Consider the following 20,582-nt stretch of genomic DNA (forward strand, 5'->3'; position numbering starts at 1 on the left):
GCGCGACGCTGTTCTCGAATTGTTAAAAACCAACTGCGAGAGCGTTGTTCGGGTTGATACTCCCACTTCAGTAGATGACCGAGTAATACACTCAGACGACTGACGAGTTCTCGATACTCCTGTCTCCCCAAAGCTTGAATTTCCTCTTGCAGGTGTTGCCAGTCTAGTTGCATAACTAGCCTCTGCTCTAAAGCTTTAGCCTGTTGCTGTGTCCAGCCATAGAAGTCTTCGTCATACAAAAAAGGTTTGTCCATATCCATAGAGTTGAATCTTAACAGCAAGAAACCACGAGCTAGTTAAAAAAACTTAATTACGAATTACGAATTATTTTAATATTCAACTTGCTTTTGCTTCATCCCCAGATGCTTCAGCCACAGCCGCCAATCTATCTGCCGCAGCTTGCACAATTTGAGCCACTTGCGCCAAAGGCATGTGCTGGATTTGTCTCAGAATCAGACTCAAATCTGAAGTTTCTGGAATTGGCTTGCCATCAATGCAGCTGATTAACTCTTCCATTGTGTAGCCTGCTTTCGATGCGATTTGAGCCAAATTTTCTGTATCTGGAACCTTCACACCTTTTTCCCACATCTGAACAGCAGTAGCAGATACTCCCAAAAGCTTACCAAAGGCTCGCTGACTCATTGAACCGCGAGCTAGTTTAATGATCTCAATCAGTTTTTGTTTGCTTTCGATCTTCACTGCTTATATAGCTAGCCAACTGTATTTACAAGTCTACTTTCAATATTACAAGTTTACTTTTATATTGACAGCCTTGTGTTTTAGTATTAAACTATATCTCTGGTTGTAAATCAGCAACTACAGGTATCAAGCTAGTAGACGAACCCATCTATCTTTAATCAACCCAAAAAACTTAGTTTGCTACGGCGCTTTAGCTAGTAGCTCAACTTTGCTGCGAAGATAATAATATCGAAGGTGCATCATGTTTCGCAAGCCACGCAAAATTAATCAATATCGCCGCAAAGGTAAAAATCTTATAGCCACTAATAAAATTAAACCAGAACAGTGGAACATTTCTGACGCAGAAACCAAAGAAGCTTTAAAAGTTAAAGGCTACGATGTTAAGCAAATCAAAAAAATCCACCTTCTGAAACATCAAGTGTGTATTTCCTACTGGGATGCAAAAGGCAATATATGCAGCAGCTTTTTTAGCTACCGGATTTTTGCGCGTTGGCAAAAGGAAGTAGAAAAGTTAATTTATACCTGCCAAACTCTCAAGGAATGGGCGAGGCTAAATTACGTTATGAAGTACGAATTTGCCTATTACCATTATCCTAGTGAAATAGAAGATGCACTTGATGCAATATTAGAAAACCACCTGTATGTGTTAAAAGAAACAGAGCAACAAGTGGTTTTACATTAACATTTAACAACAAAAATTAGTTAGCGGCAGCAGTCGCTAACTCCGCCAGACGTTCTTGTTGGTCTAGAGATATACAAGATTGGATAAGCGTCTCTAAATCACCTTCCAAAACAGGGTTAAGGGAATAATTCTGACCTAACCGATGATCGGTAGCGCGGTTATCTTTATAATTATACGTGCGAATTTTTTCCGATCGCGATCCAGTACCAACTTGCGATCGCCGCATGGAAGTTACAGCTTCTTGTTGTTCGCGTAACTTCATCTCATACAACTTCGCCCGCAGAATTTGCATCGCCCGTTCTTTGTTTTGCAACTGGCTGCGTTCTTCTGTACAGAAAATCCGAATCCCTGTTGGTTTGTGCATCAAATCGGCGGCTGTTTCCACCTTGTTGACGTTTTGCCCACCAGCACCGCCAGAACGGGCTGTAGTCATTTCAATATCTTTCGGGTCAATGTGAATTTCCACATCATCCACCTCTGGCATAATCGCCACGGTAGCTGTGGAAGTATGAACCCGTCCCCCAGATTCAGTTGCCGGCACGCGCTGCACCCGATGCACTCCAGCTTCAAACTTTAACTGGCTGTAAACGTCATTACCTTTAATTTCGAGAATGACTTCTTTCCAGCCACCCATTTCTCCACGAGATTCGCTAACTAGAGAAACTTTCCAACCTTGAGTCTGGGCATAGCGGGTGTACATCTGCATCAAATCGCCAGCCCAAATACTTGCTTCATCGCCACCAGTACCAGCGCGAATTTCCAACATGATATTCTTTTCATCATTGGGGTCGCGTGGTAGCAGCAATACTTTCAAGCGAGACTCTAAATGTTCTATTTTTTCTTCAAGTTCCTTTACTTCCAGTGATGCCATTTCTTGCAACTCTGGGTCACTTGCAGATTCTTTGTAAACCTGACGCGCTCCGATCAAGTCTTCTTGGGCTGCTTTCCAAATTTCATAGGTATTAACTACCTCTTCCAAAGAAGAACGAGACTTAGCAATTTCTTGATATTCATCAGGATTGCTAGCGGTATCGGGGTCGCCAAGACGACGTGTTAACTCATTAAAGGTTTGTTCAACGGATTTGAGTTTATCCAGTAAGTATGATTCAGCCATGACGAGTGCGATCGCTCCTTAAAAAAATAACAAGTTGGCTCGAGCATATAAATGAAAATCGACCCAGCTGATGCAGGGCCGTCGTTAACAGCAGAGCCAACTCGCTACTTTTTGTCTTGTTCGTCGCCAGATGTTTGAGTGCTGCTCATACCGTACTTACGCAGGAAGCGCTCTACTCGACCCTCAGTGTCAATAATCTTCTGAGTGCCGGTGTAAAAGGGGTGATTGCCAGACCAAACATCTACGTGCAATTCTGGCTTAGTAGAGCCAATGGTCATAACAACTTGACCGTTGCAGTAAACTTTAGCATCTGGATACCACTTGGGGTGAATATCAGCTTTAGCCATTGTTCTTTTTGTGATGAATCTATATCAATTATAACTTTCAGGTTTAAATTGCAGCTAGCGAGTGGGGAGTGGGGAGATGATGGAGTAGGGGGAGATGAGGAAGTGGGAGAAACCAATGCCCAATGCCCCATGCCCAATGCCCAATTCCCTAACGCTTAGAATACTGAGGCGCTTTCCGAGCTTTATGTAAACCATATTTCTTCCGCTCTTTTGCTCTCGGATCGCGAGTCAAATAACCTTCGGTTTTCAGAGGTGGGCGGTTGTCTGGGTCTAGTTGGCACAAAGCACGCGCAACTCCCAAACGAACAGAATCAGCCTGTCCGGTCAAGCCACCGCCTTCTGCTTTCACCAAAATGTCATATTCGTTTTCCAATCCCAGAGTTTCCAGGGGTGCTTTAATCACTCCCAGATAGTTGGGGTTGAATTGGAAATACAAGGTTCCATCTTTACCGTTCACAATCAGTTGACCGGTGCCTGGAACCAAGCGTACCCGTGCTACTGCGTTCTTACGACGACCAGTACCCCAGTATACGGCGCGACCGCTATTAGCATCTGCTACTACCATTAATTTTCTTCTCCAGGAATTGTACTAACTTTTAGTTCTTTAGGTTTTTGAGCATCATGAGGATGCGTAGGCCCAGCGTAAACTTTCAACTTGGTGAACAACTGCTTACCAAGGCTATTTTTAGGTAGCATACCTTTAACAGCTTGTTCTAAAATCCGCTCTGGTATGCGGTCTTGCAGTTTAGCGAAAGTTTCCGTTTTCATCCCACCGGGGCGACCTGAGTGGCGGCGGTAAAGCTTTTGAGTGCGCTTTTTGCCTGTGACTGCTACTTTCTCGGCATTGATGATGATTACGAAATCACCTGTATCTAAGTGGGGTGTATATTCGGGTTTGTTTTTACCTCTCAATACCTGGGCGACTTCGCTGGCGAGGCGACCGAGGCGTTTATCAGTGGCATCTACTATGTACCACTCACGCTCAAGGGATGCTTGAGAAGGAAGGTATGTTTTAACTGTTGTCATTTGTCATTTGTCCTTTGTCATTTTTAATTTGTCATTAGTCATTTGTCCTTTGTCATTCGTAGTTATTAAGAACCAATGACTAATGACTCTTGACTAGTGACGAACTTTGGCAAGGTGTCGTACCAAATCTCTTTTGGAAAGGGGAAATCGGGATAGCCGACTCGCAACAAGCACAAGCCTTGAGGCGGTGCGGCGTATTTCACTTCTTCCCGGCGTTCTTCTTTCCAGAGTTCGGTAAAGCTAGAAAGTGTCCGTTGTCCAGAACCTACCTGTACTAACATCCCTACCAACAGCCGTACCATGCCATACAAAAATCCATCTGCCTGTATTTCAATATGGATAAATGGCCCACTGCGACGACACTCTGCTGCTTGCACCTCTACCCAGGAATGCGATCGCTCTGACCCTGCACGGTGAAAAGCAGCTAAGTGATGCTTTCCCAAGAGAGGTTTTAAGGCAGCTTCAATTAAAGATTCATCCAGGGGTGCATAATAATAATGCCAACTGAAGGGTCTTACAAACAAGTTAAGCCGATCTTCAGTATATATTGTGTAGCGATACCGTCGATAAACTGCACTAAAGCGAGCGTGCCAACGGTTATCGACACTAGCTGAAGCTCTGATTAATATATCTGGCGGCAGATAGCTATTTAGGATTGTTGCCCACTTGTGAGGCGGAATTAACCCTGTTGCTTCAAAATGGGCTACTTGAGCAGCAGCGTGAACTCCTGAATCGGTTCGTCCGGCACCGTGTAATGTTACATGATGCCCAAGAATAGTAGCGATCGCTATCTCTATCTCTTCTTGAACTGTCCGATGTTGTTTTTGCCGTTGCCAGCCATGAAAATGAGTGCCAAGGTATTGGATTACCAAGGCGACTCGATGAGTTTGTGTAGGCTGGTGGCTTTCTAACATACAGATTTTGTCCTTTGTCATTTGTTTTTTGTCATTTGTCCTTTGTCAGTTGTCCTTTGTTATTCACTAATGACCAATGACTAATGACTTAATGACCAATAACCAATGACTAATGACTTAAACCAATTCAATAATGGCCATTTTGGCATTATCACCCCGACGCGGTACGGTACGCAGGATGCGGGTATAACCGCCCTGGCGATCGCCATATCGAGTTGGAGCTTGCTCAAATAGAGCGTGAACCAGTTGTTTGTCGAAGATATAGCCAAGAGCTTCGCGGCGTGCTGATAAGGAGCCATTTTTGGCTAAGGTAATCATTTTTTCCACTTCACTTCTGAGAACTTTCGCTCTAATTAAAGTGGTGGTGATCTTACCATGACGGATCAACTCGGTGGCGAGCGATCGCAATAAAGCACGGCGTTGATCGGCTGGTTTACTGAGCTTTTTGACGCGACAACGGTGACGCATAATTATGCACTATGAATTATGAACTGTTTTCTTAAGGGTGTTTAGAGCCTCTTTCCATTGGCAGGGTGATGCCCAAGCGTCGCTGCAAAGCTTCCACGACTTCTTCTGCTGACTTCTGCCCAAAGTTCTTAATTTCTAAGAGGTCTTCTTGGGTATAATCCAACAAATCTGCCACAGAGTTAACTTGTGCCCGTTTGAGACAGTTATATGCCCGCACAGAAAGTTGCAACTCTTCGATGGGGATCTGAGCAGTTGGATCGTCTGGAATATCCGAACCTGTATCTGTTGGTTCTAGGGAGATATCTTTCAACGGGTTGAATAAATCTACCAAGATCGCAGCAGCAGAAGACAGTGCTTCTTGCGGGGAAATACTGCCATTTGTCCAAACTTCCAACAATAGTCGGTCTTTTGGAATCAACCCTTCCCCACGAGATTCTTCAACACTGTAGTTGACTTTTCGCACCGGCATAAATATTGAGTCGATTTGCAGAAAATCCAACGATGTGGCTTCCTCACGTCCTCGCTCTACGGTGCGATAGCCTTTGCCTTTCTCGATCCGAAATTCCATTTCTAGCTTTCCACCCTCAGCGATGGTGGCTACATACTGGGTCGGATCGATGACTTCTACTTCACTGGGCAAATCAAAATGCGCCGCAGTGATTGTTGTTGGGCCGGTAACGAGTAATCTCCCAATCTGGGGCTGCGAAGAATAGTTTTTTAGAATAACTTCCTTCATTTTCATGAGGATTTCTAGCACATCTTCCCGTACGCCCGGAACTGTGGCGAACTCATGTGAAACGCCAGCAATCCGCACTGCTGTAACTGCTGTACCTTCTAAATTAGATAGTAAAACCCGCCGCAGTGCGTTGCCAACAGTTATTCCTTGACCGCGTTCTAGAGGTTCCAAAACAAATTTACTGTAATGGTTCCGACTTTCTTCGGTATTCGACTCTACACATTCAATTTGAAACTGCGCCACGGATGAGCCTCCCTTTTTCTAAGGTGCTGCTAGCAGACAAATCAATTGCCTCCAGAATTGATTGCCAATTTTCGATTTTGGACTTTGGATTTTGGATTGTGCTTTTTTCGTTTATGCTCCGCCTCTGATTGGCGCAACAAATCTTAAATCATCAACTTAAAATCCACGAGGCCCAGCACCCTTATAATCGGGTTCAATCTAAAATCGCAAATCTAAAATCCAAAATTGATTAATAATATTTTGGGTGGCCTGAAGCTTAACAGCTTTCCCGACGGAAAATCTGACACGCTTCTGATCGCCCAAGCCTTCACTCAATGACAGTTTGCACGTTAGACGCTCAAGTGGTCATTGCCGGCTGTAACTTTTCGTCCTCGCTGCCCAAGTCTTAGTATTTAAACTCGACGGCGCTTGGGTGGACGACAACCATTGTGAGGAATCGGGGTAATATCCCGAATCAGTGTAATTTCCAGTCCTGCTCCTTGAAGTGCCCGGATAGCGGTTTCTCTACCTGCTCCTGGCCCACTGACCATTACCTCAATTTGACGCATTCCTTGATCGATAGCTCGACGGGCTGCACTTTCAGCTGCGGTTTGCGCTGCAAAGGGAGTTCCCTTTTTTGCTCCCTTAAAACCGCTAGAACCAGCGCTAGCCCAAGAGATGACATCTCCGTTTTGATCGGTAATGGTGACAATGCTATTGTTGAAAGTAGACTGGATGTAGGCCATTCCACTGGGTACATTCCGTTTCTGCTTCTTGCTCCCGGTTTTTTTAGTTGGTTGTCTCGCCATACTTGTTTAGTTGATTTAAGGTAAAACTTGCTCGGATTAGCAAGCGTTGCAAAATTATTTCCCTGGAGCCTTCTTCTTCCCAGCCACTGTCTGCCTTCTGCCCCGACGGGTTCTAGCATTGGTGCGAGTTCTTTGGCCTCTGACTGGTAAGCCCATGCGATGACGACGACCTCTGTAGGTACCAATGTCAACTAAGCGCTTGATGTTCAAAGACTCCAAGCGCCGCAAGTCGCCTTCAACTTGATAGTTGCTTTCTATTTCCCCTCGTAGGGCTGCCACATCGGCATCACTTAAGTCCTTAACGCGGATATCTGGGTTCACACCAGTAGCCGCTATAATTTCTTGAGAACGTGATAAACCAATTCCATAGATGTAAGTCAGACCGATCTCGACGCGCTTATCGCGTGGAAGGTCTACTCCGGCAATACGTGCCACAATGAACTCTCCCTATTGTTCTCGCAATTACTGTTGGTTGGAAAAACGTGATTAATCGCGTCTTTTCGTTTTAATGATGATATGCGTGTTACAACTCACTCTGTTGGTAAGAGTGTTATCCTTGACGTTGCTTGTGCTTGGGGTTCACGCAGATCACCATAACGCGACCACGACGTTTGATCACGTTACATTTTTCACAAATTTTCTTGACTGAGGCTCTAACTTTCATGCCTTTTATTTTTTGACTCCAAATATAAAATTATAGCATTTCTAGGGAAATTATTCCAGTTTTATGACTAGCAAACAGCCAAAAAAATGGTTTTATGGTAAAATTCTCTACATATACTTACTTCTTTCGTAGTCGATAGGTAATTCTGCCTTTGCTCAAGTCATAAGGAGTTAGCTCTACCTTGACGCGATCGCCGGGCAAAATCTTGATATAATTTCGGCGAATCTTGCCGGAAATGTGAGCTAGCACGTTAAATCCATTGTCCAAGTCAACGCGAAACATCGCATTGGGCAGGGACTCTGTAACGGTGCCTTCCATTTCAATCAAATCTTGCTTAGACAATTTGTTTTTTCCTCAACTCAACAATTTCGTGTTCAGTTGCAGCACTTTATCTGCAAGAGAACACACTTTAAGAAATATATCAACAGTTTATTAATATATCTTAGCTAAAATTGATCTTTTTCTTGGGAGTGGGGAGTCGGGAATTATCTAGTCCCTACTTCCCCTCTTTTTCAGGAAGCGATTACCTTTTGTAGTTCATCAGTGACATCTTCTTGGGACTGATTGCCATTGACTGTTAGGAGTTTTTTGCGATCGCCATAATAATCAATTAAAGGTGCAGTTTCAGCGCGATATACTTCTAAACGACGACGAATCACCTCTTCGGTATCATCTTTTCGTCCTCTAGCTAGCAAACGTGCGATGACAATTTCATCTGGTGCATCTAAATTGACTACCCTTTCGCCGCCTTGATGTATTGCTTCCAGTAACTTCTCCAGAAAAGCTGCTTGTGTTACTTTCCGGGGAAAACCATCAAGAATCCAACCATTTTTGGCATCTGATTGACTGAGGCGCTCCTGTACTAAGTCCTGTACTAGCTGGTCGGGTACTAACTCGCCGCTATCAACATAACTTTGAGCTTTGATTCCTAAAGGAGTTTGCTCTTTCATGGCTTGTCTTAATATTTCACCCGTAGAAATATGGGGAATATTCAAGTGTTCAGCCAAGGTTTGAGCTTGTGTTCCTTTACCCGCTCCAGGTGGCCCCAAGAAGATTAATCGCGTCACTATTATTTCACCATTCCTTCATAGCGCTGAGAGATCACATAAGTTTGGACTTGTTTGGCTGTCTCAATTGCCACACCAACTAAAATTAACAACGAGGTTGCACCGATTCCCCGGAAAGTTTTCACATTCAAAGCGCTTTCTACGGCGGTGGGGATAATCGCAACGAAGCCCAAAAAGATCGCACCCAAAAAAGTGAGTCGGTTGGACACGCGCTCGATATACTCGCTAGTTGCCTTGCCGGGACGAATCCCAGGAATACTAGAACCCATTTTCTTCAAGTTTTGCGCCACATCTACTGGGTTGAGAATCAACGAAGAATAGAAGTAGCTGAAGAAAACGATAGAAACCATGTAAACCAAGGCATAGACCCACGAGCTAGAACCGCTTGGACTCAAATAAGTGTTAACTATATTCGCCAAATCGGCATTTTTAGTAAAATTGGCGATCAGCAGTGGCAAACTGAGAATGGCAGCAGCAAAAATAATTGGCATCACGCCGCCTTGATTGAGCCGCAGTGGCAGATAACTACGCTGCTCTGCCAAAACTCGCCGACCGACTTGGCGACGAGCCGAAATAATTGGGATGCGGCGCATTCCTTCCTGCACAATCACAATACCAACAATTGTTGCTAGGAAAACTAAGACTAGCACGATTACCCGACCCACTGCTTCCCGACCGCCGACTTGCACCAGGTCGATGGTATCGCCCAAAGCTTTTGGTAATGAGGCGACAATATTGACAAAAATCAACAATGATGCTCCGTTGCCAATACCCCGTTCTGTAATCAGTTCCGATGCCCACATGACGAACATAGAACCAGCAGTTAGAGCGATCGCAGTTTCAGCTACAAATATAGGCCCTGGCTTTAAGGCAAATTGCTGGAGGAATAATGCCGAAAAAGCTGTACTTTGAAGAATTGCCCAACCTACAGTGACATAGCGGGTAATCTGCGATATTTTTCGCCGACCGGCTTCCCCTTCATTTTTCTGTAAATTTTCTAAAGTTGGAATCGCCGCCGTGAGCAATTGGATGATAATAGACGCATTAATGAAGGGCAAAATCCCTAAAGCAAAGACTCCCAAAGTCGAAAGTCCTCGCCCGGAAAATATATCCAATAAGCCGAATATGGAATTACTGCCCGATATAGCTTCGGCAAATCTTGGTCTATCAATCCCTGGGACGGGTAAGAAGATACCCAGGCGAACCAAAATTAAAATACCGACAGTGACAAGCAACCTACCTCTGAGGCCAGCTGCTTGTGCCATCTGCATAAAAGTTTCTTGAGCCGTTGGAGCTTTATCTCGACTGATCATAGAGTGCTACCTTTATAGTGAACCAAGCACTGGCAGCGAGTTGGCTTGCATTTAAGTGTGCTGTTCCGGCTCACTCATAAGACTTCACAACTACCACCAGCTGCCTCAATTTTGCTACGAGCTGAACCTGTGAAAGCCGCCGCTTGTACTTTGAGCGGAATACTCAATTCCCCGTTACCTAAAACTTTCAATGGCCCTTTGACAGCAGTCAGGATACCTGCGGCTTTCAATGAGGTCAAAGTTACTTCCGTATTCGCGGGAAGGGAGGCTAGCTTCTCTACATTAATCGTAGTGTAAATCTTCTGATTAATAATCGGAAAGCCCTTCAGCTTCGGTAAGCGGCGGTACAATGGCTGTTGACCACCTTCAAAACCTGGTCGAGTTCCACTACCAGAACGAGATTTTTGACCCCGCATACCTAAACCAGCACTAGCGCCTTGACCGGCAGAAATACCTCTAGCTACACGCTTCTTGCGTTTCTTTGAGCCTTTTTGCGGCTTAACATCATGGAGTCTCATAATTTATCAAGTTCTCATTTGTCGTTTGTCATTCGTCGTTTGTCATTTGTCATTTGTCCTTTGTTATTCACTAATGACTAATGACCAATGACTAATGACTAAATTAGATGTAGAGATTTTGAATAGGAATACCGCGATCTTCGGCGACTTCAGAAAGGGTACGCAGTGTAGATAAGGCATTAACTGCGGCTCTAGCATTATTGAGCGGATTGTTGGAGCCTAATTGCTTGGCTAAAACATTACGAACTCCTGCTAATTCCAACACAGTTCGCACAGCACCACCCGCAATTACCCCAGTACCAGGTGCGGCTGGACGCATAATCACTTTTGCCCCGCCACCGACACCATCAATAGGATGGGGGATGGAGTTGGATTTGGTGATTGGGATATCAATGAGGTGTTTTTTGCCGTCGGCTACACCTTTTTTAACAGCACCTATTACATCTGAGGCTTTGCCTACTCCGACTCCAACTTGACCGCGTTCGTTACCAACGACAACGATCGCTCGGAAGCTGAGTTTTTTACCACCTTTCACCACTTTACTTACGCGGCGGATTTGGATAACCCGCTCTTGCCAAGTGGTTTCTTCTTTTTTGGCACGCTTTGTTCTACTTTTACGCTCTGTTGCCATAATTTATGCCTCTTTTGTCATTAGTCATTAGTCATTAGTCATTAGTCATTAGCTCTTATACAAGGGACAAAGGACAAATGACAAAGGACTAATTTAGAAATCTAAACCAGCTTCTCGGGCTGCATCAGCTAGTGCTTTGACACGACCATGATATAAGTTACCACCGCGATCGAAGACTACTTTGGTGATGCCTTTTTCTAGCGATCGCACTGCGATCAACTTCCCAACTTGCACCGACGCGTCGCGGTTTGCACATGACGCTAAACTAGATTTCAAATCTGGTTCTACAGTCGATGCGGACACGATGGTTTGATGCTGAGTATCATCAATTAGCTGGGCATAAATATGCTCATTAGAACGAAATACGGCTAAACGCGGACGTTCTGGGGAGCCAATCACTTTGCCACGAACACGCCGATGACGACGATTTTTTGATTCTCTACGAGTAAGTTTCATTTCTACTTCTTACCACCCTTACCAGTCTTACCAGCCTTCCGTCTGACCACTTCACCGGCATAGCGAATGCCTTTACCTTTGTAGGGTTCTGGCGGACGAACGGCACGAATTTTAGCGGCTGTGTTACCGACGATTTCTTTGTCATAGCCACTGACAATAACGTTAGTAGGGCCTTCTACTGCAAACTGAATTCCTTCTGGTGGTTCAATTTGCACCTGATGGCTGTAACCCATATTTAAAACTAGGTTACGCCCTTGAATTTGTGCCCTGTAACCAACACCTTGAATTTCCAACCGGCGCTGAAAACCTTGGGAAACTCCCTCGACCATGTTGGCAACTAAAGTCCGGCTCAAGCCGTGCAATTGCTTCGATGTCCGAGTTTCATCCCGACGATTTACCTGTAATATGTCTCCCTCTTGAGAGAGTGAGACATTATCTCTGAGAGTGCGAGAAAGTTCTCCTTTCGGGCCTTTCACCACAATATTCGTACCATCGATCGCCACTTGAACCTTGGCGGGAATAGTAATTGGACGTTTACCAATACGAGACATGACTTTTTGTCCTTTGTTATTTGTCCTTTGTCCTTTGTCTTTTGTCCTTTGTTATTTGTCCTTCGTCCTTTGTATTTCACTAATAACAAATGACTAATGACCAATGACTATGACAAATGACTAATGACCAATGACTACCAAACGTAACAAAGCACTTCGCCACCCAAGTTCTGACGACGCGCTTCGCGGTCAGTCATAATGCCACTGGATGTAGAAATAATGGCAATGCCAATGCCGCCTAGTACCCTTGGTAATTCTTTTCGATTTGAATAAACACGTAAACCTGGCTTACTCACTCGCTTTAAGGCGGTGATTAGTGGCTGACGGTTTTTACCTTTGTATTTCAGGGAAATCACCAGATTGTGTTTTACCCCTTCTTCTGCTTCTTCGATTTCAGCAATAAAGCCTTCCTCCCGTAGCACTTTGGCAATGCTTCGGGTCATTTTTGTCGCTGGCACTTGTGTAGTTTGATGCCGCGCCAGGTTGGCATTGCGGATGCGCGTCAGCATATCTGCAATTGTGTCGTTAGCCGCCATCGTTCCCTCTATAGATGAACTTATTGATCGCGAAAGGGCATTCCTAATTCTTTAAGTAAGGCGCGACCCTCTTCGTCGTTTTTTGCTGTGGTGATGATGGAAATATCCATCCCACGGACTTGATCGATGCTGTCGTATTCGACTTCTGGAAAAATTAGCTGTTCTCTCACGCCCAGAGTGTAGTTACCACGTCCGTCAAAGCTTTTAGGGCTAACGCCGCGAAAATCCCGAATTCTGGGTAGTGACAGGCTAACTAGTCGGTCGAAAAAGGCATACATCCGTTCGGCTCTGAGTGTCACCATGATCCCCACAGGCATCCCTTGACGAATCTTAAAGCCAGCGATCGCCTTTTTCGCCCGTGTCACCACTGGTTTTTGACCTGTTACTAAGGCAATTTCGTTAATCGATGCCTCTAGTGACTTCGCATTTTGAGCTGCTTCACCCAAACCTCGGTTAATCGTAACCTTGACCAACTTCGGTACTTGATGAACGTTGGTATATTGAAACTGATTAATCAGTTTGGGAACGATTGTCTCTTGATATAAGGTTTTGAGTCTTGTTGTCGCCATAGTTTTTTGTCCTGATATCCCTGGGCTTGGTCAGGGAACTTTTATTGTCCTTTGTTATTTGTCCTTTGTCTTTTGTTATTTGTTTTTTTACTAATAACTAATGACCAATGACTAATGACCAATGACTATTTATCCAGAATCTCGCCAGTTTTTTTAAGTTTTCTGACCTTTTTACCTTCTGAGGTGAAGGTATAACCAATACGACTGGCAACGTTTTGCTTGGTGGAATAAAGCATGACGTTAGAGCTATGAATCGGGAATTCTTGGGTAATAATTCGCCCTGATTCCCCTTCTTGCTGGGGTTTGACGTGCTTGGTTTTAATGTTTACACCTTTGACGATGACTTTACTCAGTTGGGGAAGTGCCTGAGTAATTTCGCCAATTTTCCCTTTGTCTTTGCCAGCAATCACTTGTACGGTGTCGCCAGTTTTGACATGCATTTTGTGGAATACTTTGGGCGTATCCTTTTTGGTTGCCATTAAAGCACCTCCGGAGCCAGAGAAACAATTTTGGTAAAGTTTTTATCGCGTAGTTCCCGGGCAACTGGGCCAAAAACCCGTGTGCCTCTGGGATTACCGTCTTTATTGATGATTACAGCAGCATTATCATCAAAGCGAATACTCATACCACTGTCACGAGACATAGCTTTCCGAGTTCGGACAATTACTGCTTCCACAACATCAGACTTTTTTACAGCCATGTTGGGTGTAGCATCTTTGACAACGGCGATAATTTTATCACCGATAAAACCATAACGACGGTTGCCTCCGCCTAAGATGCGGATGCACATTAGTTTACGAGCGCCGCTATTATCTGCGACATTCAGGTAAGTCTGGGGTTGAATCACAATTATTCTCCCTTGTAATGTTGTTAGTTTCTAACAACGATGAGGTTTAAGTTGGTTTGACGTTGAGGACTTCTGTGACTTTCCAGCGCTTGGTTTTGCTCAGAGGTCTAGTTTCCTGAATGCGAACGCGATCGCCTACTTTACACTGATTTTCTTCGTCGTGAACTTTATATCGTTGGGTGTTAACCACAATCTTGCCGTACTTGGGGTGAGGAGCGCGGTTTTCTATGGCGACTACCACAGTTTTTTGCATTTTATCGCTCACTACCAAGCCAACTCGTTCTTTAACTGCCATAATCTCCTACTTTTTTTCTTTAGCCGATTGACTTGCTGCCCGTTTGCGCTCTGTTTCTAGCGTCAGCAATTGGGCTAGGCGGTGGCGCAATTGTCGGAACTGGTGAGGTTTTTCTAGTTGTCTGGTGGCTTTTTGCAAGCGCAACTGAAATAGTTGTCTTTTGATGGCGACAATTTCATCAGAGAGCTTTTCGTCGCTTAATTCTCTAGCTTCTGAAATCTTGGGAAGAGGCATAAGCTACTCCTGCTCCTGTGGTTGAGAGCGCACAATAAACTTAGTTTTGATGGGCAGTTTAAATGAAGCCAAACGCATAGCTTCACGGGCGATTTCTTCCGAAACCCCACCGATTTCAAACAAAATTCGTCCTGGCTTGACTACAGCTACCCAAAACTCTGGATTACCTTTACCTGAACCCATCCGGGTTTCAGCCGCACGCATGGTTACAGGTTTATCAGGGAAAATCCGAATCCAGATTTGTCCACCCCGGCGAATATAACGGGTCATTGCCCGACGAGAAGCCTCGATTTGACGCGAGGTAATCCAAGCAGGTTCTTGCGCTTGGAGTGCAAAATCACCGAAGTTGAGGGTGCTACCACGCGTGGCTAGTCCCTCCATCCGTCCGCGCTGTTGTTTGCGGAATTTAGTTCTTCTAGGGCTTAACATGATTTGTTACTTGTCATTTGTCATTTGTCATTTGTCCTTTGTCATTTGTCATCTGCCATTTACTAATGACTAATGACTAATGACTAATGACTAATGACGATTTATCCTTCATTTGAGCGGTCTTCAAATTGCTGGCGACGACGTTGTTGTTGACGGCGACGGGGTTCACGATCGCGATCGCGGGGATCACGTTCGCGATCGCGGCTTGCGGGTGGTAGTGGATCTGGTTCCTGTCCAGGAATAATTTCTCCCTTAAACACCCATACTTTGATACCCAAAATGCCGTAAACAGTTTTTGCCGTGCAATAAGAGTAGTCAATGTCAGCCCGTAAGGTATGTAAAGGTACTCTACCTTCACGAGTCCACTCTGTCCGGGCAATTTCTGCACCGTTGAGCCGCCCACTGACTTGAATTTTAATTCCTTGGACACCAGCGCGTTGGGCACGCTGAATCGATTGCCGCACTACCCGCCGAAAGGAAACCCGGCGTTCTAATTGTTGAGCAATGTATTCAGCAATTAGGTAGGCATCAGCATCAACTCGTTGAACTTCAACTACATTAATGCGAATTTGGCGATTACCGCCCAACACTCCTTGGAGTCCGGTACGTAAGGATTCGATCCCTTGCCCACCACGACCAACTACTACCCCAGGTCTAGCTGTGCGTACTTCTAAGTCGATTTGGTCGGCTTTGCGCTCAATCCGCACTTCGGAAATTCCGGCGTTGTTTTGAGCCTGTCTACCCAGCTTTTGTTCTATGTATTGACGGAGTTTATAGTCTTCTTGGAGAAGTTCTGGATAACGATCGGGAACAGCAAACCAACGGGATTGATGTTCATGTGTGATACCCAGGCGAAAACCAACTGGATGAATCTTCTGTCCCACGAATGCTTCCTCTAAAATTTCTTACTTTACGCAATTTATTCGTGTAAAAAAAGCTTATTTTTCTGGGGCGGCGGCAACGGCCACAGTAATATGACACGTCGGTTTGCGAATTTGATAAGCGCGCCCTTGCGCTCTTGGTTGGAACCGCTTCAACGGCGGACCCTGATCGGCATAAGCTTGAGTAATCACTAGTTGAGTCCGATCTAACCCAGCGTTGTGTTCGGCATTGGCAGCAGCGCTTCTGAGAACCTTCAAGATGGGATCAGTGGCACGATAGGGCATGAATTCCAGGATGATCAACGCTTCTCGGTACGATCGCCCCCGGATTTGATCGAGTACCCGACGCACTTTGTAAGCTGAGATGCGGATAAAACGAGCGATCGCTTTTACTTCAGTAGTATTAGTAGCCATAATTTTCTCCAATTTTATCTTTCGTCCTTCGTCCTTTGTCCTTTGTCCTTTGTCTTTTGTAGAGACGCGATTAATCGCGTCTCTACTGACAAATAACTAATGACAAATGACCAATGACTAATAACTACCTACCTGCTTTTTTGTCGCTTTTTCCATGACCCCTGTAGGTGCGTGTCGGGGCGAATTCACCCAACTTGTGTCCTACCATTTGTTCATTTACAAAAACGGGAACGTGTTGGCGTCCGTTGTGAACAGCTATGGTATGACCTACCATTAGAGGCAAAATTGTCGAAGCTCGTGACCAAGTTTTAATAACTTCTTTTCTGTTGTTGTCGTTGAGCTTTTCAATTTTCTTTAGGAGATGATCCGCAACAAAAGGACCTTTTTTTAGAGAACGACCCATAGTTTTTAAGTGCTGAGTTCTGAGTGCTGAGTTTTGAGTTTTAAGTTTCGAGTCTCAAGTTTTGAGTCTCAAGTTTTGAGTCTTGAGTTTTAAGTGTTGAGTTTGAGAATTCCACTCAGCACTCCTGACTCGGTACTCATTACTAATTAAGACTCACGACCACCGCGACCGCGTTTGGAAGATTTACGGCGACGACGCACAATCAACTTGCTGCTAAGTTTCTTCTTATTGCGTGTCTTCGCGCCCAATGTGGGTTTACCCCAAGGTGTAACAGGCCCCGATCTACCGATAGGCGCTCTACCTTCACCACCACCATGTGGGTGATCCACTGGGTTCATGACGCTACCCCTAACCTTAGGACGGCGACCTTTCCAGCGATTTCGTCCGGCTTTACCTGCACTCAGGTTTCTCGCATCGGTGTTGCCTACTTGCCCAATGGTGGCGTAGCACTCGCGCCGAATCAAGCGGACTTCTCCTGAAGGCAACTTGAGAGTTACATAATTGCCTTCTTTTGCCACGACTTGAGCGCTAGCACCAGCCGCACGGACAATTTGACCGCCTTTACCAGGAGTGAATTCTACGTTGTGAACACTAGTACCTAAGGGAATCTTCCAGAGCGGTAAGGCATTACCATCTTCAAAGGGAGAATCAGGCCCAGAAACAATTATTGTTCCAACTTTCAACCCGTTGGGGTGAAGGATGTACCGTTTTTCGCCATCTTGGTAATACAAAAGGGCAATTCTGGCGTTCCGGTTAGGATCGTATTCAATTGCTGCGACTTTGGCAGGAATATTATGTTTATCCCTTTTAAAATCGATGATCCGATAAAGCTGTTTGTGTCCGCCACCCCGCCGACGACTAGTAATCCGCCCATGATTATTCCGACCTTTGGCGCGATGCTTCGAGGTTGTTAGGGATTTCTCTGGCTCGGTTTTGGTAATTTCCGCAAAATCGGAGATTGTAACTTGGCGTGTACTGGGGGTATAAGGGCGATAAGAACGAGTACCCATATTTTTAAGTGCTGAGTGCTGAGTGCTGAGTGCTGAGTTTTGAGTTTTGAGTTCAGTAACTCTTAACTCCTAACTCACAACTTTTTTAGACTTCTGGGAATAGAACTTGTCTAATCTTGTCTTCATCCCCTGGTGCGACAGTGACGATCGCTCGCTTATATTGGGGTTTATAACCAATAAATTTACCAACGCGCCGTTTTTTACGCGGTGGCAGGATGGTATTGACTTTTACAACCTTCACCTGAAATAAGTCTTCGATCGCAGCCTTGATTTCTGGCTTTGATGCCTTTGGAATTACTTCAAAGGTGTATTTGTTTTGCTCCATTAAGATGGTCGCTTTCTCGGTGACGATTGGGCGACGCACTAAGTCGGCAAGGTCACGGGGGTCAAAGCTAGGCACTGTAGACCTCCTGGATTTTTTCTAGGGCTGATGCCGTAACTACAATTTTGTCAGCGTGCAGTAAATCAAAAACATTTAGCTGGTCGGCTGCAATTAGTTTTAAATTTTCAATGTTGCGGGCTGATAAATAAACGTTATCTGTATCCGCAATTTCAGACAAAATTAACAGTGCCTTGCTTTCTGGTACTACTCCCCAACGCGCAAGTGCTGCCACTAATTCTTTAGTCTTGGGGCGAGATAGCTCGGTACTAAATTCTTCTACTACGATTAAGTCGTCAGTGCGACCTACAAATGCTGTCCGCAGTGCTAAACGTCGCTCTTTGCGGTTCAACTTTAGGTCGAAGTCTCTGGGCTTTGGCCCAAAGATTACACCACCACCACGCCACAATGGTGAACGAATAGACCCTGCACGAGCGCGACCAGTGCCTTTTTGTCGCCAAGGTTTACGACCGCCACCTCTGACTTCAGCACGAGTTTTTGTACTGGCGTTTCCTTGACGGGCATTAGTCAATTGCCGTACTAAGGCGCGGTGTACAATATGAGACGCTGTTTCTTCTTTGGCAGTGCGCAACTCGAAGGTCGTCTCGCCGACCTGTTCTCCTTGCCAATTTTTAACTACGCTTTCAACCATCTTTGTTATTTGTCCTTTGTCCTTTGTCATTTGTCATTGGTCTTTTGCCATTTGTCCTCTGTCATTTGTCCTCTGTCATTTGTTTCTTGTCTTTTAACGAATTGACAAATAACTAATGACCAATGACTAATGACTAATGACTCTTGACTAATGACTTTTGACTATCCCACTATTTTTGCAGGTACAACACTTACTAGAGCGCCTGGTTTTCCAGGAATTGCTCCCTTAATAAGCAATAAGTTGCGTTCTGCATCAACTCGCACTATGGTCAGCTTACGGATTGTGATCCGTTTGCCACCTAAACGCCCTGCCATCCGCTTACCTGGATAGACACGACCTGGTGTTGTACCAGCACCAATAGAACCGGGCGCTCTGTGGTTTTTGGAACCGTGTGACATCGGACCGCGACCAAAGTTGTTGCGCTTCTGGTTCCCCGCAAAGCCGCGACCGATGCTTGTGCCGACTACATCGACAATTTGACCTGCACTAAAAATATCAGCTTTAATCTCTTGACCTAAAGCATAATCACCAGAACTTTCGGTGTGATATTCATTTAGGTGACGCAATGCTGGGGCAGATGATTTAGCCAAATGGCCCAGTAGTGGTCTGTTAAGTGCCTTTGGTTTAACTTCGCCATAACCAACTTGAATGGCAAAGTAACCGTCGGTTTGTTTTGTTTTAACTTGTGTAACGGTGCATGGCCCTGCTTGAATGACAGTTACAGGAATAGCTACTCCTGCTTCGTCAAATATTTGAGTCATGCCCAGCTTGGTGCCGAGAATACCTACAGACACAGTAACTGGTTCTCCTTTCTACTTGCTGACCTTGGAATTGGACTCTAGAGGACACGCTTTGTACGCATCAGTTTAGGCTGAGTTAGCCTGGGAAATTTGGAATGGCTTCAATAAACCGCTCCAAATGCTTTCGGACACAACAAACCGTGTCCGTACTGCTTGGTGAATCTGTTTAGCTTCACTCATTAGATCACCAGAACAGCCACAAGTCTCTTCCCGTTGGGAAGGAGTAACTTCTGGAATCAATGCAAGGCGCTACAGCTTTAAGCTGTGTGCAGCAATGCTTTTGTCCAAGCAATTGCTCTGGCACTTTCTGGAGGCAGCGCTGTCGGCGGGTTTTCCGATTTTTACACGCCCATAAGACGGCTTCCCGGAGATTGGCTACTGCCTTGTTGCAGTTGGACTTAAGCGGTTTTTACCGCCCAGTATCCGTTAACTGAGACTGACGTAATGCCATGAAACCAACATTGCTGCTCAGTTTTTACTTCCTTAAACACCTTAAACTATTGTTTAAGCTTTTGCCCGCTTTTTTTCGGAGGCACAGGAGTAAACGTACCTTGGAGCTTAGAATTAACTTTGGTTATTCTTTCATCAGCTCCGATGTTGACCTGAAAGCTTTCTTAGTTTAGCAGTGTACGATCGCTCTGAGTTAGATTATCCAATTTGGATTAAGTCATCAGCTTTTGATGCTAACACTACCTCAGAATGACAGTAAAAAGTCAACCTAATTTGCGTTTTTGGTCACAATCTAATAATATAAATTATTTATTTATGTTTGTCTAGTAATTTAAAGAGTTATTTTTGGAGAGTGGGGACTGGGGGGGATGAGGGAAGGGAGATGAGGGAGACAAGGGAGACAAGGGAGACAAGGGAGACAAGGGAGACAAGGGAGACAAGGGGACAAGGAGATAAACAAAACTCA

Annotated in this window: 34 protein-coding genes; 1 reads left to right on the forward strand and 33 read right to left on the reverse strand. The window is 45.0% G+C overall.

What is annotated here, in order from left to right; genetic code table 11:
- Together HWQ37_RS23175 and HWQ37_RS23180 are read right to left on the reverse strand one after the other, a co-directional pair.
- On the reverse strand, positions 1-254 hold a 254-nt coding region (locus tag HWQ37_RS23175), incomplete at its 3' end, for a DUF29 domain-containing protein (RefSeq protein ID WP_292751362.1).
- A gap of 82 nt (positions 255-336) precedes the next feature.
- Complete coding sequence (locus tag HWQ37_RS23180; RefSeq protein ID WP_104906418.1) at positions 337-699, reverse strand: helix-turn-helix domain-containing protein; 363 nt, start codon at positions 697-699, stop codon at positions 337-339.
- Positions 700-940: 241 nt separating this feature from the next.
- Between HWQ37_RS23180 and HWQ37_RS23185 the strand changes: the two genes are divergently transcribed.
- Entirely contained in the window at positions 941-1,381 is a 441-nt protein-coding gene (locus HWQ37_RS23185) for a hypothetical protein (RefSeq protein ID WP_292751369.1), read from the forward strand.
- Between the two features lie 16 nt (positions 1,382-1,397).
- On the opposite strand, the gene prfA is transcribed toward HWQ37_RS23185, so the two are convergent.
- From prfA to rplC, 31 genes are all read right to left on the reverse strand, one after another.
- On the reverse strand, positions 1,398-2,495 hold the full coding sequence (gene prfA, locus HWQ37_RS23190; protein ID WP_292751372.1) for a peptide chain release factor 1: 1,098 nt from the start codon (positions 2,493-2,495) through the stop codon (positions 1,398-1,400).
- Between the two features lie 104 nt (positions 2,496-2,599).
- Positions 2,600-2,842 (reverse strand): 50S ribosomal protein L31, encoded by a 243-nt coding sequence (gene rpmE / locus HWQ37_RS23195; protein ID WP_069070756.1) that lies wholly within the window; start codon positions 2,840-2,842, stop codon positions 2,600-2,602.
- A gap of 148 nt (positions 2,843-2,990) precedes the next feature.
- Positions 2,991-3,407, reverse strand: a complete 417-nt coding sequence (gene rpsI / locus HWQ37_RS23200; protein ID WP_104906415.1) for a 30S ribosomal protein S9 — start codon at positions 3,405-3,407, stop codon at positions 2,991-2,993.
- Positions 3,407-3,868: a 50S ribosomal protein L13 gene (gene rplM / locus HWQ37_RS23205; protein WP_292751376.1), complete on the reverse strand. Its 462-nt coding sequence runs from the start codon at positions 3,866-3,868 to the stop codon at positions 3,407-3,409. The genes rpsI and rplM overlap by 1 nt, the downstream gene beginning before the upstream one ends.
- A gap of 65 nt (positions 3,869-3,933) precedes the next feature.
- Complete coding sequence (truA, locus tag HWQ37_RS23210; protein WP_292751422.1) at positions 3,934-4,782, reverse strand: tRNA pseudouridine(38-40) synthase TruA; 849 nt, start codon at positions 4,780-4,782, stop codon at positions 3,934-3,936.
- 117 nt (positions 4,783-4,899) lie between these two features.
- Positions 4,900-5,250 carry a 50S ribosomal protein L17 gene (gene rplQ, locus HWQ37_RS23215; protein ID WP_094349105.1) on the reverse strand — a complete coding sequence of 117 codons (351 nt, stop codon included), beginning with the start codon at positions 5,248-5,250 and terminating at the stop codon, positions 4,900-4,902.
- Positions 5,251-5,281: 31 nt separating this feature from the next.
- Positions 5,282-6,229, reverse strand: coding sequence for a DNA-directed RNA polymerase subunit alpha (locus tag HWQ37_RS23220; protein WP_292751379.1), 948 nt, complete (start codon positions 6,227-6,229; stop codon positions 5,282-5,284).
- Between the two features lie 392 nt (positions 6,230-6,621).
- Positions 6,622-7,017 carry a 30S ribosomal protein S11 gene (gene rpsK / locus HWQ37_RS23225; RefSeq protein WP_069070761.1) on the reverse strand — a complete coding sequence of 132 codons (396 nt, stop codon included), beginning with the start codon at positions 7,015-7,017 and terminating at the stop codon, positions 6,622-6,624.
- Between the two features lie 54 nt (positions 7,018-7,071).
- Positions 7,072-7,452: a 30S ribosomal protein S13 gene (gene rpsM, locus HWQ37_RS23230; protein ID WP_292751384.1), complete on the reverse strand. Its 381-nt coding sequence runs from the start codon at positions 7,450-7,452 to the stop codon at positions 7,072-7,074.
- A gap of 115 nt (positions 7,453-7,567) precedes the next feature.
- Entirely contained in the window at positions 7,568-7,681 is a 114-nt protein-coding gene (gene rpmJ / locus HWQ37_RS23235; protein WP_015129703.1) for a 50S ribosomal protein L36, read from the reverse strand.
- 117 nt (positions 7,682-7,798) lie between these two features.
- A complete protein-coding gene (gene infA, locus HWQ37_RS23240; protein ID WP_006196724.1) occupies positions 7,799-8,023 on the reverse strand; it encodes a translation initiation factor IF-1 in 225 nt (74 codons plus the stop codon).
- A 170-nt stretch (positions 8,024-8,193) separates the two neighbouring features.
- The gene (locus tag HWQ37_RS23245) at positions 8,194-8,748 is read right to left on the reverse strand and encodes an adenylate kinase (protein ID WP_292751387.1); all 555 of its coding nucleotides are present in this window, start codon (positions 8,746-8,748) and stop codon (positions 8,194-8,196) included.
- A 2-nt stretch (positions 8,749-8,750) separates the two neighbouring features.
- Complete coding sequence (secY, locus tag HWQ37_RS23250) at positions 8,751-10,061, reverse strand: preprotein translocase subunit SecY (protein WP_292751389.1); 1,311 nt, start codon at positions 10,059-10,061, stop codon at positions 8,751-8,753.
- Positions 10,062-10,135: 74 nt separating this feature from the next.
- Entirely contained in the window at positions 10,136-10,579 is a 444-nt protein-coding gene (rplO, locus tag HWQ37_RS23255; protein ID WP_292729123.1) for a 50S ribosomal protein L15, read from the reverse strand.
- 103 nt (positions 10,580-10,682) lie between these two features.
- Positions 10,683-11,210, reverse strand: a complete 528-nt coding sequence (gene rpsE / locus HWQ37_RS23260; RefSeq protein WP_012410709.1) for a 30S ribosomal protein S5 — start codon at positions 11,208-11,210, stop codon at positions 10,683-10,685.
- 93 nt (positions 11,211-11,303) lie between these two features.
- On the reverse strand, positions 11,304-11,666 hold the full coding sequence (gene rplR, locus HWQ37_RS23265) for a 50S ribosomal protein L18 (RefSeq protein ID WP_292751392.1): 363 nt from the start codon (positions 11,664-11,666) through the stop codon (positions 11,304-11,306).
- Between the two features lie 2 nt (positions 11,667-11,668).
- Complete coding sequence (gene rplF, locus HWQ37_RS23270) at positions 11,669-12,217, reverse strand: 50S ribosomal protein L6 (protein WP_292751394.1); 549 nt, start codon at positions 12,215-12,217, stop codon at positions 11,669-11,671.
- Positions 12,218-12,351: 134 nt separating this feature from the next.
- Positions 12,352-12,753, reverse strand: a complete 402-nt coding sequence (rpsH, locus tag HWQ37_RS23275; RefSeq protein ID WP_012410712.1) for a 30S ribosomal protein S8 — start codon at positions 12,751-12,753, stop codon at positions 12,352-12,354.
- A 20-nt stretch (positions 12,754-12,773) separates the two neighbouring features.
- Positions 12,774-13,322 carry a 50S ribosomal protein L5 gene (gene rplE / locus HWQ37_RS23280; protein WP_100901246.1) on the reverse strand — a complete coding sequence of 183 codons (549 nt, stop codon included), beginning with the start codon at positions 13,320-13,322 and terminating at the stop codon, positions 12,774-12,776.
- Positions 13,323-13,447: 125 nt separating this feature from the next.
- Positions 13,448-13,801: a 50S ribosomal protein L24 gene (gene rplX, locus HWQ37_RS23285; RefSeq protein ID WP_292751399.1), complete on the reverse strand. Its 354-nt coding sequence runs from the start codon at positions 13,799-13,801 to the stop codon at positions 13,448-13,450.
- A complete protein-coding gene (gene rplN, locus HWQ37_RS23290; protein ID WP_229547629.1) occupies positions 13,801-14,169 on the reverse strand; it encodes a 50S ribosomal protein L14 in 369 nt (122 codons plus the stop codon). Before rplN ends, rplX begins: the two co-directional genes overlap by 1 nt.
- 46 nt (positions 14,170-14,215) lie before the next feature.
- Positions 14,216-14,464 carry a 30S ribosomal protein S17 gene (gene rpsQ / locus HWQ37_RS23295; RefSeq protein ID WP_292751403.1) on the reverse strand — a complete coding sequence of 83 codons (249 nt, stop codon included), beginning with the start codon at positions 14,462-14,464 and terminating at the stop codon, positions 14,216-14,218.
- A 6-nt stretch (positions 14,465-14,470) separates the two neighbouring features.
- A complete protein-coding gene (rpmC, locus tag HWQ37_RS23300; protein WP_179068334.1) occupies positions 14,471-14,698 on the reverse strand; it encodes a 50S ribosomal protein L29 in 228 nt (75 codons plus the stop codon).
- A 3-nt stretch (positions 14,699-14,701) separates the two neighbouring features.
- Positions 14,702-15,127, reverse strand: a complete 426-nt coding sequence (gene rplP / locus HWQ37_RS23305; protein WP_292751406.1) for a 50S ribosomal protein L16 — start codon at positions 15,125-15,127, stop codon at positions 14,702-14,704.
- 101 nt (positions 15,128-15,228) lie between these two features.
- Positions 15,229-16,011 carry a 30S ribosomal protein S3 gene (rpsC, locus tag HWQ37_RS23310; protein ID WP_292751409.1) on the reverse strand — a complete coding sequence of 261 codons (783 nt, stop codon included), beginning with the start codon at positions 16,009-16,011 and terminating at the stop codon, positions 15,229-15,231.
- 54 nt (positions 16,012-16,065) lie between these two features.
- Positions 16,066-16,422, reverse strand: a complete 357-nt coding sequence (gene rplV / locus HWQ37_RS23315; protein ID WP_265272229.1) for a 50S ribosomal protein L22 — start codon at positions 16,420-16,422, stop codon at positions 16,066-16,068.
- A 124-nt stretch (positions 16,423-16,546) separates the two neighbouring features.
- Positions 16,547-16,825, reverse strand: a complete 279-nt coding sequence (gene rpsS / locus HWQ37_RS23320; protein WP_012410721.1) for a 30S ribosomal protein S19 — start codon at positions 16,823-16,825, stop codon at positions 16,547-16,549.
- A 146-nt stretch (positions 16,826-16,971) separates the two neighbouring features.
- Complete coding sequence (gene rplB / locus HWQ37_RS23325; RefSeq protein WP_292751416.1) at positions 16,972-17,835, reverse strand: 50S ribosomal protein L2; 864 nt, start codon at positions 17,833-17,835, stop codon at positions 16,972-16,974.
- Between the two features lie 85 nt (positions 17,836-17,920).
- Positions 17,921-18,235 (reverse strand): 50S ribosomal protein L23, encoded by a 315-nt coding sequence (locus HWQ37_RS23330; RefSeq protein ID WP_094349089.1) that lies wholly within the window; start codon positions 18,233-18,235, stop codon positions 17,921-17,923.
- The gene (rplD, locus tag HWQ37_RS23335; RefSeq protein ID WP_292751424.1) at positions 18,228-18,866 is read right to left on the reverse strand and encodes a 50S ribosomal protein L4; all 639 of its coding nucleotides are present in this window, start codon (positions 18,864-18,866) and stop codon (positions 18,228-18,230) included. Before rplD ends, HWQ37_RS23330 begins: the two co-directional genes overlap by 8 nt.
- A gap of 161 nt (positions 18,867-19,027) precedes the next feature.
- On the reverse strand, positions 19,028-19,660 hold the full coding sequence (rplC, locus tag HWQ37_RS23340; RefSeq protein ID WP_292751419.1) for a 50S ribosomal protein L3: 633 nt from the start codon (positions 19,658-19,660) through the stop codon (positions 19,028-19,030).
- Positions 19,661-20,582 lie beyond the last annotated feature (922 nt).

The organism is Nostoc sp. NMS4 (genome assembly GCF_017115095.1).
Lineage (GTDB): Bacteria > Cyanobacteriota > Cyanobacteriia > Cyanobacteriales > Nostocaceae > Nostoc.